We start from the raw sequence: 15,480 nt of genomic DNA, 5'->3' as shown, positions 1-15,480 counted from the left end.
AAAAACGTTCCTGTTCTTGAGGCGGCGCGGCGGGTTCAGACCCAGTCGCGCGGCACGAGGAAATCGGCGAGGCGCGCTTCCGGCGAGCCGGGCTCGGGCTGCCAGTTGTAGCGCCAGTTCGCGACCGGCGGCATCGACATCAGGATCGATTCGGTCCGGCCGCCGCTTTGCAGGCCGAACAGCGTGCCGCGGTCGAACACCAGGTTGAATTCGACGTAGCGGCCGCGCCGGTAAGCCTGGAAGTCGCGTTCGCGCTCGCCGTACGGCAGCGCGACGCGGCGTTCGACGATCGGCAGATACGCATGCAGGAACGCGTCGCCGACGCCTTGCATCATCTCAAACGAGCGTTCGAATCCGGGTTCGGAGAAATCGTCGAAGAAGATCCCGCCGATGCCGCGCGTCTCGTTGCGGTGCTTCAGGAAGAAATACTCGTCGCACCACGTCTTGAAACGCGGATAGAGCTCGGCGCCGAACGGCTCGAGCGCGTCCTTGCAGGTCTGGTGGAAATGACGCGCGTCGTCCTCGAACGGATAAACCGGTGTCAGATCCATCCCGCCGCCGAACCAGAAGATCGGCGCTTCGCCTGGCTTCGTCGCGATCAGCATCCGCACGTTCATGTGCACGGTCGGGCAGTACGGATTGCGCGGGTGCAGCACGAGCGACACGCCGAGCGCCTCGAAGCCGCGGCCGGCCAACTGCGGACGCGCGGCGCTCGCCGACGGCGGCAGCGCGTCGCCCGCGACGTCGGAAAAACCGATCCCCGCGCGCTCGAATACGCGGCCGCCTTCGAGAATCCGCGTGCAGCCGCCGCCGCGCAGGCGCTCTTCGGGCCCGCGCTGCCACGCGTCGGTCGCGAGCGGCGTGCCGTCGAGCGCGCCGAGAGCGTCGGCGATGCGTGTCTGCAGGCCCTGGAGGTACGTGCGCACGCGTGCCACGTCGTAGGTCGAATCGGTCATGTCTGAACTGGGTGCCTCCGCGCGAAGCGGGGGCCGTAAAAAAGGCATCTGCCGGGCATTCTAACGAACCCCGGCAGAGGAGGCCGCCGCCCGCGCGGGCAGGGCGGCGATCAGGGCAGCAAGCAGGGCCTCAGGCGCTCTTGCGGTTCAGCGCGCGGAAGCCGATGTCGCGGCGGTACTGCATGCCTTCGAAATTGATCTGGTTGATCGTGTCGTATGCATGCTGCTGCGCTTCGCGCACCGAATCGGCGAGGCCGACCACGCACAGCACGCGGCCGCCCGACGTGACGAGCTTGTCACCTTCGGCGAGCGTCGTGCCGGCATGGAACGTCACGGCCTGTTCGGTCTCGGCCGGGATCCCGTTGATGCGATCGCCCTTGCGCGGCGCGTCCGGATAGCCGTGCGCGGCCAGTACGACGCCGAGCGCGGTGCGACGGTCCCAATCGAGCTCGACCGTGTCGAGCGTGCCCGCGATCGCCTGTTCGACGACCTTCGAGAAATCGCTCTTCAGGCGCGCCATGATCGGCTGCGTCTCGGGGTCGCCCATCCGGCAGTTGAACTCCAGCGTGCGCGGATTGCCTTCCTTGTCGATCATCAGGCCCGCATACAGGAAGCCCGTGAAACGGATGCCGTCCTTCTCCATCCCGCGCACCGTCGGCATGATGATTTCGCGCATCACGCGAGCGTGCATCTGCGGCGTGACGATCGGCGCTGGCGAATAGGCGCCCATGCCGCCCGTGTTCGGGCCGCGGTCCGCGTCGAGCAGGCGCTTGTGGTCCTGGCTGGAAGCCAGCGCCAGCGCGTGCTTGCCGTCGACCATCACGATGAAGCTCGCTTCCTCGCCGTCGAGGAATTCCTCGATCACGACGCGCGCGCCGGCATCGCCGAGCTTGTTGCCCGACAGCATCATGTCGACCGCCGCGTGCGCTTCTTCCAGCGTCATCGCGACGACGACGCCCTTGCCGGCCGCGAGGCCGTCGGCCTTCACGACGATCGGCGCACCCTTCGCGTCGATATACGCGTGGGCGGCAGCCGCATCGGCGAAGGTTTCGTAGTCGGCGGTCGGGATGCCGTGGCGCTTCATGAACGCCTTCGCGAAATCCTTCGAGCTTTCGAGCTGCGCGGCTTCGCGGGTCGGGCCGAACACCTTCAGGCCGCGCGCGCGGAACAGGTTGACGATGCCGGCCGCGAGCGGCGCTTCCGGCCCGACGAGCGTGAACGCGACGCCTTCGCTTTCCGCGAAATCGGCCAGTGCGTCGAGCGACGTGATGTTCACGTTCTTCAGACGCTCGTCCTGCGCCGTGCCGCCATTGCCGGGCGCGACGTAGACCATCTGGACGCGCGGCGATTGCGCGAGCTTCCACGCCAGCGCATGTTCGCGGCCGCCGGAACCGACGACGAGTAGTTTCATGGGATTCCCCGCAGACTAGAAAACAGGGCGGCCGGCACGCTCAGGCGCGCCGGCCGCGAAATCGGGCGGGCCGCCGTCGCAACGCTGCGTACGGCGGCCGGCATCTCATTCCTCGACGATGACGGCGTTCGTATACACCTCCTGCACGTCGTCGAGGTTCTCGAGCGCGTCCAGGAGCTTCTGCATCTTCGCCGCATCGTCGCCGGTGAATTCGACTTCGTTCTGCGGCTTCATCGTCACTTCGGCGAGTTCGGCCTTGAAGCCCGCGGCCTCGAGCGCGTCCTTCACCGCCGAGAACGCCTGCCAGTCGCACAGCACTTCGATCGAGCCGTCGTCGTTCGTGCTGACGTCGTCCGCGCCGGCTTCGAGCGCGGCTTCCATCAGCGCGTCTTCCGACGTGCCCGGCGCGAACAGGAACTGGCCGACGTGATCGAACATGAACGCGACCGAACCGTCGGTGCCCATGTTGCCGCCGAACTTCGAGAACGCGTGGCGGACTTCCGCGACCGTGCGGGTGCGGTTGTCGGTCAGCGTGTCGACGATGATCGCCGCGCCGCTGATGCCGTAGCCTTCGTAACGGATTTCTTCGTAGTTCGCGCCGTCCGCGCCGCCGACGCCGCGGTCGATCGCGCGCTTGACGTTGTCCTTCGGCATGTTCGCGTCGGCCGCCTTGTCGACCGCGAGACGCAGGCGCGGGTTCGAGCTCGCGTCGCCGCCGCCGAGGCGGGCCGCGACCTGGATTTCCTTGATCAGGCGAGTCCAGACCTTGCCGCGCTTCGCGTCGGCCGCTGCCTTCTTATGCTTGATGTTGGCCCATTTCGAATGACCAGCCATACCTTTCTCCGTGCCCGGGCGTGCTCGCGCGGGCGATTGTGCCAATGTGTCGTTGAATCGGCGGCCGTGTCGGCGGGCGTGATGCCGCGGGGCCGCGCGTGTCGAGTGGAACGTGATTTTATCACGCGGCGACCGCCGCTTCGGGGCCGCCGCGCATGGCCGAACGGCCGGGCGGGCCGGCGCGGCATGCCGGGCCGCGCGGCCCGGCGGTGCATCCGGCCCGCTTTGGTCAGTTCTTGGTGCCGAACAGGCGGTCGCCGGCGTCGCCGAGGCCCGGCACGATGTACGCGTGCTCGTTCAGGTGCGAGTCGAGCGACGCGACGAACAGCTTCACGTCCGGGTGCGCGTCCTGGAACACCTGCACGCCTTCGGGCGCGGCCACCAGCGCGACGAACATGATGTTCGCGGCCGGCACGTTGCGGCGCTTGAGCACGTCGACCGCGTGCACGGCCGAGTAGCCGGTCGCGACCATCGGGTCGCACAGGATGAAGATGCGGTCTTCCAGGTCCGGCAGGCGCACCAGGTATTCGACCGGGCGATGGTCGTCGGCGCGGTACACGCCGATGTGGCCGACGCGCGCGGACGGCACCAGGTCGAGCAGGCCGTCCGACATCCCGATGCCGGCGCGCAGCACGGGCACGATCGCGAGCTTCTTGCCCGCGATCACCGGCGCGTCGACCGCCACCAGCGGGGTTTCGACCCGCTTGGTCGTGATCGGCAGGTTGCGGGTGATCTCGTACCCCATCAGCAGCGTGATCTCGCGCAGCAGCTCGCGGAACGTGCGCGTGGACGTGTCCTTGTCGCGCATGTGCGTGAGCTTGTGCTGGATCAGCGGGTGATCGGTGATGAAGAGATTCGGGAAACGGCTGTCCTGTTTCATGACGGGGTGCCTTGGCGGCAAAAGGGGATCGGGGGCGACGGCGGGCGCGATACCGGCTGCCGCTTATGGCCGCAATTTTACCAAGGCGCGCCGCGCGATCCGGATATTATCGACGTCTCACGACAATCCGCGCGCCGTCGGTGCTCATTCGCAGCCGTGCGCGACCGTCCGCCCGTCCGGCGACACGGTCGGCGATTCGGCCAGCAATCCGGCCAGCGACTCGGCCACGCCGGCGCGCGTCGCCACAAAGGAATCGACGATGGATCTCGGCATCGCAGGAAAGACCGCGCTCGTGTGCGCGGCGAGCAAGGGTCTCGGGCGCGGCTGTGCGGAAGCACTGGCCGCCGAGGGCGTGAACCTCGTGATCGTCGCGCGCACGCGCGACACGCTGGAGGAAACCGCGGAGGAGATCCGCGCCGCATCGAACGTGTCGATCACCGCGGTCGCCTGCGACATCACGACGCCCGAGGGCCGCGCGGCCGCGCTCGCCGCGTGCCCGCAGCCGGACATTCTCGTGACGAATGCCGGCGGCCCGCCGCCCGGCGACTTCCGCGATTTCTCCCATGACGACTGGATCCGCGCGCTCGAATCGAACATGCTGACGCCGATCGAGCTGATCCGCGCGACCGTCGACGGGATGATCGGCCGCGGCTTCGGCCGGATCGTCAACATCACGAGTTCGGCCGTGAAGGCGCCGATCGACGTGCTCGCGCTGTCGAACGGCGCGCGCTCGGGGCTGACCGGCTTCGTCGCCGGGCTGTCGCGCAAGGTCGCGGGGCAGGGCGTGACGATCAACAACCTGCTGCCGGGGCTGTTCGACACCGACCGGATCGCGACCACGCTCGCGGCGTCGGCCAAGGCGCAGGGCGTGACGGTCGACGAGATGCGCGCGCGGCGCGCGAAGGAGATTCCGGCCGGGCGCCTCGGCACGCGGGCCGAATTCGGTGCGGCGTGCGCGTTCCTGTGCAGCGTGCATGCCGGCTATATCACCGGGCAGAACTGGCTGCTCGACGGCGGCGCGTATCCGGGCACGTTCTGATGCGCTGACGCGCGCCGCGCCATTCACGATTACGACAAACACTGAACGACGAAGGAAACGGAGATGAGCAAACCCCGCATCGCCTTGATTGCGCACGACGCGAAGAAGGACGAGATCGTCGCGCTCGCGGGCCAGTATCGCGCGACGCTCGCGCAATGCCGGCTGGTCGCGACCGGCACGACGGGCGGCCGCATCGCCGCCGCGCATGGGCTCGAGGTCGAGCGCAAGCTGTCGGGGCCGCTCGGCGGCGACCTGCAGATCGGGGCGGAACTGGCCGACGGCCGCGTCGACGTCGTCGTGTTCCTGCGCGACCCGATGACCGCGCAGCCGCACGATCCGGACATCACCGCGCTGGTGCGCGCCTGCGACGTGCACGACGTGCCGGTCGCGACCAACGTCGCGACCGCGCGGATGCTGCTCGACGATCTGGCGCGGAACATGCAGGACGTGTGCTGATCGGCGGCCAGCCCGATTGCATCCGATTGCCCCTGCTGCCGAGAGGGCCATGCACGGGCGGCGGCGACGCGCGAGAATCGGGCGTCGCGGCGCGCGGGTCCGCGGCCCGACTATCCCCTGACCGATTCTGAAACGAGGAGCGAAACGATGCCGAAAGCAATCCGATACGACCAGCCGGGCGGCCCGGACGTGATGAAGTGGGTCGATGTCGAGGTCGGCGAGCCGAAGGCGGGCGAAGTCCGCATCCGGCAGCACGCGGTCGGGCTCAATTACATCGACGTGTATTTCCGCACGGGCCTGTATCCGCAGCCGCTGCCCGGCGGCCTCGGGATGGAGGCAGCGGGCGAGGTGACGGCCGTCGGCAGCGACGTGAGCGCGCTCAAGGTCGGCGACCGCGTCGCGTACGTCGGGCAGCCGCCCGGTGCGTATGCGCAGGAGCGCGTGATGCCGGCCGAGCGGCTCGTGAAGCTGCCCGACGGGATCAGCTACGACGACGCGGCATCGGTGATGCTGCAGGGCCTCACCGCACATTACCTGCTGCGCCGCACGTACCCGGTGAAGGCCGGCGACACGATCCTGATCCACGCGGCGGCCGGCGGTGTCGGCCTGCTCGTGTGCCAGTGGGCGAAGGCGCTCGGCGCGACCGTGATCGGCACGGTCGGCTCCGACGAGAAGGCCGCGCTCGCGAAGGCGCACGGCTGCGATCATCCGATCGTCTATACGCGCGAGAACTTCACGCAGCGCGTGAAGGAAATCACCAACGGCGCGGGCGTGCCGGTCGTCTACGATTCGATCGGCAAGGACACCTACATCGGCTCGCTCGACTGCCTCGCGCCGCTCGGCTACTTCATCAGCTTCGGCAGTGCGTCGGGCCCGCTGCCGGCGATCGACTCGAAGGAGTTCTCGTCGCGCGGCTCGCTGTTCTTCACGCGCCCGACGCTGTTCTCGTACATCGCGAAGCGCGCCGATCTCGAAGCCGCGGCCGCCGAGCTGTTCGACGTGATCCTGTCGGGCAAGGTGAAGACGAGCATCAACCAGCGCTATCCGCTCGCGGAAGTCGGCCGCGCGCATGCCGATCTCGAAGCGCGCAAGACGACCGGCTCGACGATCCTCTTGCCCTGACGCATCCCTTCGTGCCGGCATCACGCCGGCGCGCATCCTGGCGGGCGGCACCGGCGTGCCGCCCGTTCCGTCCCGCCCGACGTCCCGAAGTATCCCGTCCGACGCACCACTCGCGGCTCCCCCCGCCGCGCGTTTACGCGTTTTTTATACCCGCCCGATCACCTTTGACCCGTCCTTTACGCGCGTTGCCATAACGTTCGAGTTGTCTGATTTCGACGACGGAGAACACAAAAATGGATGGGGTTTTCATCGGCGCGCTGGTGCTGTTCACCGCACTGATCCTCGGTTTGCTTGCCGGTTGCGAGAAGCTCGTGCAATACGGCCGCGGGGGGCGCGCATGACCTGGATGCTTTGGCTGGCGGGTGCCGCGACGGCCCTGCTGTTCGCGTATCTCGTCTTTGCGCTGCTGCGCGCGGAGGACATCGAATGAACGCGAACAACCTGTTGCAGACGCTGCTGTTCATCGTCGTGCTGCTCGCGGCGGCCGTGCCGTGCGCGCGTTATCTGGCGAACGTGATGGACGGCAGCTCGCGCGTCGTGCGCGTGTTCGGGCCGCTCGAGCGCGCGCTGTACCGCATCGCCGGCGTCGATGCCGGCACCGAGATGAGCTGGAAGCGATACGCGCTCGCGACGATCGCGTTCAACGCGCTCGGCGCGCTGTTCCTGTACGGGCTGCTGCGCCTGCAGGGCCTTCTGCCCGGCAACCCGCAGCAATTCGGCGCGATGACGGCCGACGGCGCATTCAACACGGCCGTCAGCTTCGTCACCAACACCAACTGGCAGGACTACACGCCCGAGCAGACCGTCAGCTACCTGACGCAGATGCTCGGCCTGACCGTGCAGAACTTCCTGTCGGCGGCGACCGGCATCGTCGTCGTGATCGCGCTGATCCGCGGCTTCGCGCGCCACACCGCGCAGACGATCGGCAACTTCTGGGTCGACCTCACGCGCGTGACGCTATACGTGCTCGTGCCGATGGCGGTCGTGATCGCCGCGCTGCTGATGAGCCAGGGCGTGATCCAGAACATGAAGGCTTACCCGGACGTGCCGGTGCTGCAGACGAGCACCTATGCGGCGCCGAAGCTCGACGCGCAGGGCAATCCGGTGAAGGACGCCAAGGGCAATCCGGTGACGGTGCCGACGCAGCTGACGAAGCAGACGCTCGCGATGGGGCCGGTCGCATCGCAGGAAGCGATCAAGATGCTCGGCACCAACGGCGGCGGCTTCTTCAACGCGAACTCCGCCCACCCGTACGAGAACCCGACGCCGTTCGCGAACTTCCTCCAGATCTTCGCGATCCTGATCATCCCGGCCACGCTGTGCCTGGTGTTCGGCCGCATGATCGGCGATCGCCGGCAGGGCATCGCGGTGCTCGCGGCGATGACGGTCGCGTTCGTGGTCGCGATCGGCGTCGAGGTCACTGCCGAACAGGGCGGCAACCCGACGCTCGCCGCGCTGCATGTCGACCAGTCGGCGAGCGCGCTGCAGCCGGGCGGCAACATGGAAGGCAAGGAGACGCGCTTCGGGATCGCACAGACCGGCATCTTCACGGTCGCGACGACGGCCGCGTCGTGCGGCGCGGTCGACACGATGCACGATTCGCTGACGCCGCTCGGCGGCCTCGTGCCGATGCTGCTGATTCAGCTGGGCGAAGTGGTGTTCGGCGGGGTCGGCTCGGGCTTGTACGGGATGCTCGTGTTCGCGTTGCTCGCGGTGTTCGTCGCCGGCCTGATGATCGGCCGCACGCCCGAATACGTCGGCAAGAAGATCGAGTCGTACGAGATGAAGATGGTGTCGATCGTCGTGCTGCTCACGCCGCTGCTGGTGCTGCTTGGCACGTCGATCGCGGTGCTCGCCGATGCGGGCAAGGCCGGCATCGCGAACCCCGGCCCGCACGGCTTCTCGGAAATCCTGTACGCGTTCAGCTCGGCCGCGAACAACAACGGCAGCGCGTTCGCGGGCCTGACGGTCGGCACGCCGTTCTACAACTGGATGACCGCGATCGCGATGTGGTTCGGCCGCTTCGGCACGATCGTGCCGGTGCTGGCGATCGCAGGCTCGCTCGCCGCGAAGAAGCGCATCGCGGCGACGAGCGGCACGCTGCCGACGCACGGCCCGCTGTTCGTCGTGCTGCTGCTCGGGACCGTGATGCTGGTGGGCGCGCTGACCTACGTGCCGGCGCTCGCGCTCGGCCCGGGCGTCGAGCATCTGATGATGTGGCTGGGCGCGTGATGCGCGCCCGCATGGCGACACATTGACAAGACTGAAGAGATTGAAGAGATCGCAATGACTCAACATTCCGCAACACGGTCCATGTTCGATCCGGCGCTGCTGCGCCCGGCGATCGTGGATTCGTTCAAGAAACTCACGCCGCGCACGCAGTTTCGCAACCCGGTGATGTTCTGCGTGTACGTCGGCAGCATCCTCACCACGATCTTGTGGATCGCGGCGCTCGCCGGTCAGGCCGAGGCGCCGTCCGGCTTCATCCTCGCGATCGCGCTGTGGCTGTGGTTCACCGTGCTGTTCGCGAACTTCGCGGAAGCGCTCGCCGAAGGGCGCTCGAAGGCGCAGGCCGCATCGCTGCGCAGCGCGAAGAAGGACGTGATGGCGAAGAAGCTCAACGAGCCGCATCCGAAGTCGCCGATCCGCATCACCACCGCGTCCGACCTGCGCAAAGGCGACGTCGTGCTGGTCGAGGCGGGCGACGTGATTCCGGCCGACGGCGAAGTCGTCGACGGCGTCGCTTCGGTCGACGAATCGGCGATCACCGGCGAATCCGCGCCGGTGATCCGCGAATCGGGCGGCGACTTCTCGTCGGTGACGGGCGGCACGCGCGTGCTGTCCGACTGGATCGTCGTGACGGTCACCGCGAACCCCGGCGAGGCGTTTCTCGACCGGATGATCGCGATGGTCGAAGGCGCGAAGCGCAAGAAGACGCCGAACGAGGTCGCGCTGACGATCCTGCTCGTCGCGCTGACGATCGTGATGCTGCTCGCGACCGCGACGCTGCTGCCGTTCTCGATGTTCTCGGTCGACGCGATGAAGGCCGGCCACGTGGTGACGATCACCGCGCTCGTCGCGCTGCTGGTGTGCCTGATCCCGACGACGATCGGCGGCTTGCTGTCGGCGATCGGCGTGGCCGGCATGAGCCGCATGATGCAGGCGAACGTGATCGCGACGTCGGGCCGCGCGGTGGAGGCGGCGGGCGACGTCGACGTGCTGCTGCTCGACAAGACCGGCACGATCACGCTCGGCAACCGCCAGGCGTCGACTTTCGTGCCCGCGCCGGGCGTGACCGAGGAAGCGCTCGCCGACGCCGCACAGCTGTCGTCGCTCGCGGACGAAACGCCGGAAGGCCGCAGCATCGTGGTGCTGGCCAAGGAACGCTTCAACATCCGCCAGCGCGACATGGCGCAACTGCACGCGACGTTCATCGGCTTTTCCGCGCAGACACGGATGAGCGGCGTGGATCTGCCGGCCCGCGAGATCCGCAAGGGTGCCGCCGATGCGATTCGCCGCTATGTCGAGACGCACGGCAGCCGCTTCCCGGAAGAAGTGCGCCGTGCGGTCGACGACGTCGCGCGCCGCGGCAGCACGCCGCTCGTCGTGGCCGACCTGCAGGGCGGCGTCGCGCGCGTGCTCGGCGTGATCGAGCTGAAGGACATCGTGAAGGGCGGCATCAAGGAGCGCTTCGCCGAGTTGCGCAAGATGGGCATCAAGACCGTGATGGTGACGGGCGACAACCGGCTGACGGCCGCGGCGATCGCGGCGGAAGCGGGCGTCGACGACTTCCTCGCGGAAGCGACGCCGGAAGCCAAGCTCGCGACCATCCGCGAGCACCAGGCAGCCGGCCGGCTCGTCGCGATGACCGGCGACGGCACCAACGACGCGCCGGCGCTCGCGCAGGCCGACGTGGCGGTGGCGATGAACACCGGCACGCAGGCGGCGAAGGAAGCCGGCAACATGGTCGACCTCGATTCGAACCCGACCAAGCTGATCGAGATCGTGGAGATCGGCAAGCAGATGCTGATGACGCGCGGCTCGCTGACGACCTTCTCGATCGCGAACGACATCGCGAAGTACTTCGCGATCATCCCGGCCGCGTTCGTGACGACCTACCCGCAACTGCGCGTGCTCGACATCATGCACCTGAGCTCGCCGGCCTCCGCGATCCTGTCCGCGGTGATCTTCAACGCGCTGATCATCGTCGCGCTGATTCCGCTCGCGCTGAAGGGCGTGACCTACCGGCCGCTCGGCGCGGCGTCGCTGCTGCGCCGCAACCTGCTGGTGTACGGCCTCGGCGGCATGCTGCTGCCGTTCCCGTTCATCAAGCTGATCGACATGACGCTCGCCGCGCTCGGCTGGGCCTGATGCGCCGTACCAGAAAGGAACAACCATCATGAAATCGTTGATTCGCCCGCTCGTCGTGATCTTCGTCGTGCTGACCGCCGTGACGGGGCTCGCTTACCCGGCCGTGATGACCGTGTTCGGGCAGGCCGTGTTTCCGTCGCAGGCCAACGGCAGCCTGATCGAGCAGAACGGCAAGGTGGTCGGCTCCGCGCTGATCGGCCAGTCGTTCGATGCGCCGAAGTACTTCTGGGGCCGGCTGTCGGCCACGTCGCCGATGCCGTACAACGCGGCCGGCTCCGGCGGCTCGAACCTCGGCCCGCTGAACCCGTCGCTCGCCGATCAGGTGAAGGCGCGCATCGCCGCGCTGCGCGACGCGGGAACCGACCTGTCGAAGCCGGTGCCGGTCGACCTCGTGACGGCGTCCGCCAGCGGCCTCGATCCGGAGATCACGCCGGCCGCCGCCGCGTACCAGGTGGAGCGCGTCGCGAAGGCGCGGCAGCTCACGGCCGACGCGGTCGCGCTGCTCGTCGCCGCGAACACGACGGGCCGCCAGTTCGGTGTGCTCGGCGAGCCGCGCGTGAACGTGCTGAAGCTGAATCTCGCGCTCGACGCGGCGCAGGCCGCGCACTGAACGCGGGGCGGGGCAGCCCGGCGCGGCTTGTGGCGCACCGGGCACGACTTGATCGGCTTGATCGACTTCACCGACGGCGCATGCGCCGTCTTTGCCTTTTGCGGCGCTTTGGAACCACAATGCCTGTACTCGCGCGCCATCCGGCGCTTCGCCTCCGTCACGCATGAACCGCCCTGATCCCGACCAACTCCTCGACAAGCTGCAACGAGACGAAGCAAGGCAGCGGCGCGGCCAGCTGAAGATCTTCTTTGGCGCGTCCGCCGGTGTCGGCAAGACCTATGCGATGCTGCAGGCCGCGCGCCAGCGGCTGCAGGACGGCATCGACGTCGCCGTCGGCATCGTCGAGACCCATGGCCGCGGCGAAACCGCGGCGCTGCTCGACGGCTTCGACGTGCTGCCGCTCGCCCGCATCGAGTATCGCGGCCGCACGCTGTCCGAGTTCGATCTCGACGGCGCGCTCGCCCGCGCGCCGCAACTGATCCTGGTGGACGAACTCGCGCATTCGAACGTGCAGGGCGCGCGGCATCTGAAGCGCTGGCAGGACGTCTACGAACTGCTCGACGCGGGCATCGACGTGTACACGACGGTCAACGTCCAGCATCTCGAAAGCCTGAACGACGTGGTCGGCGCGATTACCGGCATCCGTGTGTGGGAAACCGTGCCCGACCGCGTGTTCGACGCGGCCGACGAAGTCACGCTGGTCGACCTGCCGCCCGAGGAGCTGCTCGCGCGGATGCGCGACGGCAAGGTGTATCTCGCGCAGCAGGCCGAGCGCGCGGTGCGCAACTTCTTCCGCAAGGGCAACCTGATCGCGCTGCGCGAACTGGCGCTGCGGCGCACGGCCGATCGCGTCGACGCGCAGATGCGCGAGTACCGCGCCGACCGTTCGATCCAGCGCATCTGGCAGGCGCGCGAGCGGCTGCTCGTGTGCGTCGGGCCCGGGCCCGAGGCGCCGACGCTCGTGCGTGCGGCCGCGCGGCTCGCCGCGAGCGTGAAGGCCGACTGGATCGCCGTGTACGTCGAAACGCCGCGGCTGCAGCGGCTGCCCGACGCGCGGCGGCAGCGCACGCTCGATGCGCTGAAGCTCGCTGCCGAGCTCGGTGCGGAGACGGCCACGCTTGCCGGCGACGATGCGCTCGCCGCGCTGATCGGCTATGCGAAGGTGCGCAACGTGTCGAAGATCGTCGCGGGCGGCTCGGCGAAGGTCGGCCTGGCACGCCGCTTCGCGCGGCCGTTCGGCGAACGGCTCGCCGAACGCGCGGGCGACGTCGACCTGATGCTGATCCGCGCGTCGGCGAGCGACGAAGTGCGCGCCACGCCGCTCGACGCGCGCGCGCGCGACTGGCGCGATGCGCTCGCGCAATTCGGCACGCGGCGCTCGCCGCCGCGTCACTACCTGTACGCCGCCGCGATCTGCGCGGCGATCACCGGCGTCGCGAACGTCATGTCCGCGCGGCTCGACCTGACGAACCTGGTGATGTTGTACCTGCTCGGCGTCGTGTTCTCGGCCGTGCGGCTCGGCCGCGGCCCGGGCGTGCTGCAGTCGTTCCTGTCGGTCGCCGCGTTCGACTTCTTCTTCGTGCCGCCGCGCATGTCGTTCTCGGTCAGCGACACGCAGTACCTGCTGACGTTCTTCGGCATGCTGCTCACGTCGCTCGTGATCAGCCACCTGACGTCGACGCTCACGCGCCAGGCGAGCATCGCGCAGCGGCGCGAGCGCCGCACCGGCGCGATCTACGCGATGGCGCGCGAGCTGGGCGCGGCGCTGACGACCGAGCAGATCGTCGAGATCGGCAGCCGCCACGTGGGCGAGGTGTTCCGCGCGCGCGTCGCGTTCCTGCTGCCCGACAGCGCGGACCAGGTGCGGCAGAAGATCGAGGAGCCCGACGCGGTCGTGACGCTGACCGGCGCGGCGCTCGACACCGACGTCGGCCAGTGGGTGTACGACCAGCAGAAGCCGGCCGGCCGCGGCACCGACACGCTGCCGGCCACTGCCGCGCTGTACCTGCCGCTGAAGGCGCCGATGCGCACGCGCGGCGTGCTGGCGGTCGCGGCGCGCGACCCGCGCGAATTCGAGGTGCCCGAGCAGTTGCGGATGCTCGACGCGTTCGCCGCGCAGATCGCGCTCGCGCTCGAACGCGTGCACTACGTCGAGATCGCGCGCGATGCGCTCGTCAACATGGAGTCCGAGCGGCTGCGCAACTCGCTGCTGTCGGCGATCTCGCACGACCTGCGCACGCCGCTCACGACGATCGTCGGCTTCTCGTCGATGCTCGCGAATGCGCGTTCGGCCGACCCGCAGACCGCGGCGGCCGAACGCTCCGCGCAGCGCGAAGGCGAGCTCGTCGATGCGATCCACGACGAGGCGCTGCGGATGACCGGCATCGTCACGAACCTGCTCGACATGGCGCGGCTGCAGGCCGGCAGCCTGCAGCTCAAGCGCCAGTGGTCGCTGCTCGAGGAAACCGTCGGCGCCGCGCTCGCCGCGTGCAAGCGCGTGCTCGCGCACCATCCCGTGCGCGTGTCGCTGCCGGCCGACCTGCCGCTGCTGCAGATGGACGCGGTGCTGATGGAGCGGCTCTTTACCAACCTGTTCGAGAACGCGGCGAAGTACACGCCGGCCGACGCGCCGCTCGACATCGGCGCCGAGCGCGTGACCGACGACGGCCAGCCGTTCGTCCGCGTGCACGTCGACGATCACGGCCCGGGCCTGCCGGCCGGGATGGAAGCACGCATCTTCGACAAGTTCACGCGCGGCGAGAAGGAGTCGGCGACGCCGGGCATCGGGCTCGGTCTCGCGATCTGCCGCGCGATCGTCGACGCGCACGGCGGTAGAATCGGCGCGCACAACCGTACCGGCCCCGACGGCCGCGTGACGGGCGCACGCTTCTGGTTCACGCTGCCGGTCGACACGCCGCCGGCCGTGCCGGCCGCACCCGACGACCTCGACGAAACCGGTGCGCCCGGCGCATCGCCCCCCTCCGAGCCCTTGCCAGACCATGAGTGAACCGAGCCTGACCGTCGTCCTGATCGAGGACGAAAAACAGATCCGCCGCTTCGTGCGCGCCGCGCTCGAAGAGGAGGGCATCGCGGTGTTCGAGGCGGAGACGGGCAAGCAGGGGCTGATCGACGCGGCGACCCGCCAGCCCGATCTCGTGATCGTCGACCTCGGGCTGCCCGATACCGACGGCCTCGACGTGATCCGCGAGCTGCGCGGCTGGTCGGAGGTGCCGGTGATCGTGCTGTCCGCGCGCACGCAGGAAGAGGAGAAGGTCGCGGCGCTCGACGCGGGTGCCGACGACTACCTGACCAAGCCGTTCGGCGTGTCCGAGCTGCGCGCGCGGATGCGCGCGCAACTGCGCCGGCGCAACCAGGCCGGCGCGAACGAATCGCCGAAGGTGAGCTTCGGCAGCGTGACCGTCGATCTCGCGCTGCGCCAGGTGTGGCGCGACGGCGAGATCGTGCACCTGACGCCGCTCGAATACCGGCTGCTCGCGACGCTCGTGCGGCACGCGGGGCGCGTGCTCACGCATCGCCAGTTGCTGCGCGACGTGTGGGGGCCGTCGCACGTCGAGAGTCATCACTATCTGCGCATCTACATGGCGCATCTGCGCCAGAAGCTCGAGCGCGATCCCGCGCAGCCCGAGCATATCGTCACCGAAACGGGCGTCGGCTACCGGCTCGTCGGCGCGGCGTGACAGGGTGCGGCCGTGCGCCGCATGTCGCGCGATGTGGCCGGAATGCAAGGCCGCGCATCGGTGAAGTTGCGTCGGCGCGACAGTGCGGCCGCCGGCGCCGGCC

General features: G+C 68.8%; 13 protein-coding genes. 9 read left to right on the top strand and 4 right to left on the bottom strand.

Features of this window, described 5'->3' with window-relative positions; translation table 11 throughout:
* Window positions 1-35 precede the first annotated feature (35 nt).
* From hemF to upp, 4 genes are all read right to left on the bottom strand, one after another.
* Complete coding sequence (gene hemF / locus C7H84_RS26580) at window positions 36-956, bottom strand: oxygen-dependent coproporphyrinogen oxidase (RefSeq protein ID WP_121861565.1); 921 nt, start codon at window positions 954-956, stop codon at window positions 36-38.
* 130 nt (window positions 957-1,086) lie between these two features.
* On the bottom strand, window positions 1,087-2,367 hold the full coding sequence (gene purD / locus C7H84_RS26575; RefSeq protein WP_121861564.1) for a phosphoribosylamine--glycine ligase: 1,281 nt from the start codon (window positions 2,365-2,367) through the stop codon (window positions 1,087-1,089).
* A gap of 105 nt (window positions 2,368-2,472) precedes the next feature.
* Window positions 2,473-3,201 (bottom strand): YebC/PmpR family DNA-binding transcriptional regulator, encoded by a 729-nt coding sequence (locus tag C7H84_RS26570; protein WP_121861563.1) that lies wholly within the window; start codon window positions 3,199-3,201, stop codon window positions 2,473-2,475.
* A 229-nt stretch (window positions 3,202-3,430) separates the two neighbouring features.
* Window positions 3,431-4,081 (bottom strand): uracil phosphoribosyltransferase, encoded by a 651-nt coding sequence (gene upp, locus C7H84_RS26565; RefSeq protein WP_006481871.1) that lies wholly within the window; start codon window positions 4,079-4,081, stop codon window positions 3,431-3,433.
* Between the two features lie 259 nt (window positions 4,082-4,340).
* Between upp and C7H84_RS26560 the strand changes: the two genes are divergently transcribed.
* From C7H84_RS26560 to kdpE, 9 genes are all read left to right on the top strand, one after another.
* Complete coding sequence (locus tag C7H84_RS26560) at window positions 4,341-5,120, top strand: SDR family oxidoreductase (protein WP_121861562.1); 780 nt, start codon at window positions 4,341-4,343, stop codon at window positions 5,118-5,120.
* Between the two features lie 63 nt (window positions 5,121-5,183).
* Window positions 5,184-5,576 (top strand): methylglyoxal synthase, encoded by a 393-nt coding sequence (locus C7H84_RS26555; RefSeq protein ID WP_048249296.1) that lies wholly within the window; start codon window positions 5,184-5,186, stop codon window positions 5,574-5,576.
* A gap of 147 nt (window positions 5,577-5,723) precedes the next feature.
* Window positions 5,724-6,698, top strand: a complete 975-nt coding sequence (locus C7H84_RS26550) for a quinone oxidoreductase (RefSeq protein WP_121861561.1) — start codon at window positions 5,724-5,726, stop codon at window positions 6,696-6,698.
* A 337-nt stretch (window positions 6,699-7,035) separates the two neighbouring features.
* Entirely contained in the window at window positions 7,036-7,128 is a 93-nt protein-coding gene (gene kdpF / locus C7H84_RS26545; RefSeq protein ID WP_121861560.1) for a K(+)-transporting ATPase subunit F, read from the top strand.
* A complete protein-coding gene (kdpA, locus tag C7H84_RS26540) occupies window positions 7,125-8,930 on the top strand; it encodes a potassium-transporting ATPase subunit KdpA (RefSeq protein ID WP_121861559.1) in 1,806 nt (601 codons plus the stop codon). Before kdpF ends, kdpA begins: the two co-directional genes overlap by 4 nt.
* 54 nt (window positions 8,931-8,984) lie before the next feature.
* On the top strand, window positions 8,985-11,069 hold the full coding sequence (gene kdpB, locus C7H84_RS26535) for a potassium-transporting ATPase subunit KdpB (RefSeq protein ID WP_121861558.1): 2,085 nt from the start codon (window positions 8,985-8,987) through the stop codon (window positions 11,067-11,069).
* 28 nt (window positions 11,070-11,097) lie between these two features.
* Window positions 11,098-11,679, top strand: coding sequence for a potassium-transporting ATPase subunit KdpC (gene kdpC, locus C7H84_RS26530; RefSeq protein WP_121861557.1), 582 nt, complete (start codon window positions 11,098-11,100; stop codon window positions 11,677-11,679).
* Window positions 11,680-11,842: 163 nt separating this feature from the next.
* Entirely contained in the window at window positions 11,843-14,686 is a 2,844-nt protein-coding gene (locus C7H84_RS26525; protein ID WP_121861556.1) for a sensor histidine kinase KdpD, read from the top strand.
* Entirely contained in the window at window positions 14,679-15,377 is a 699-nt protein-coding gene (gene kdpE / locus C7H84_RS26520; protein ID WP_121861555.1) for a two-component system response regulator KdpE, read from the top strand. The genes C7H84_RS26525 and kdpE overlap by 8 nt, the downstream gene beginning before the upstream one ends.
* Window positions 15,378-15,480 lie beyond the last annotated feature (103 nt).

It is taken from the genome of Burkholderia sp. Nafp2/4-1b, from assembly GCF_003635165.1.
Taxonomy (GTDB): Bacteria; Pseudomonadota; Gammaproteobacteria; order Burkholderiales; family Burkholderiaceae; genus Burkholderia.
This window is presented reverse-complemented; position numbering and strand designations above follow the sequence as displayed.

What these genes read in the sequence shown, in the direction of transcription:
- hemF (WP_121861565.1), bottom strand. Translation starts at nt 956, where the DNA reads ATGACCGATTCGACCTACGACGTGGCACGCGTGCGCACGTACCTCCAG.
- purD (WP_121861564.1), bottom strand. Translation starts at nt 2,367, where the DNA reads ATGAAACTACTCGTCGTCGGTTCCGGCGGCCGCGAACATGCGCTGGCG.
- C7H84_RS26570 (WP_121861563.1), bottom strand. Translation starts at nt 3,201, where the DNA reads ATGGCTGGTCATTCGAAATGGGCCAACATCAAGCATAAGAAGGCAGCG.
- upp (WP_006481871.1), bottom strand. Translation starts at nt 4,081, where the DNA reads ATGAAACAGGACAGCCGTTTCCCGAATCTCTTCATCACCGATCACCCG.
- C7H84_RS26560 (WP_121861562.1), top strand. Translation starts at nt 4,341, where the DNA reads ATGGATCTCGGCATCGCAGGAAAGACCGCGCTCGTGTGCGCGGCGAGC.
- C7H84_RS26555 (WP_048249296.1), top strand. Translation starts at nt 5,184, where the DNA reads ATGAGCAAACCCCGCATCGCCTTGATTGCGCACGACGCGAAGAAGGAC.
- C7H84_RS26550 (WP_121861561.1), top strand. Translation starts at nt 5,724, where the DNA reads ATGCCGAAAGCAATCCGATACGACCAGCCGGGCGGCCCGGACGTGATG.
- kdpF (WP_121861560.1), top strand. Translation starts at nt 7,036, where the DNA reads ATGACCTGGATGCTTTGGCTGGCGGGTGCCGCGACGGCCCTGCTGTTC.
- kdpA (WP_121861559.1), top strand. Translation starts at nt 7,125, where the DNA reads ATGAACGCGAACAACCTGTTGCAGACGCTGCTGTTCATCGTCGTGCTG.
- kdpB (WP_121861558.1), top strand. Translation starts at nt 8,985, where the DNA reads ATGACTCAACATTCCGCAACACGGTCCATGTTCGATCCGGCGCTGCTG.
- kdpC (WP_121861557.1), top strand. Translation starts at nt 11,098, where the DNA reads ATGAAATCGTTGATTCGCCCGCTCGTCGTGATCTTCGTCGTGCTGACC.
- C7H84_RS26525 (WP_121861556.1), top strand. Translation starts at nt 11,843, where the DNA reads ATGAACCGCCCTGATCCCGACCAACTCCTCGACAAGCTGCAACGAGAC.
- kdpE (WP_121861555.1), top strand. Translation starts at nt 14,679, where the DNA reads ATGAGTGAACCGAGCCTGACCGTCGTCCTGATCGAGGACGAAAAACAG.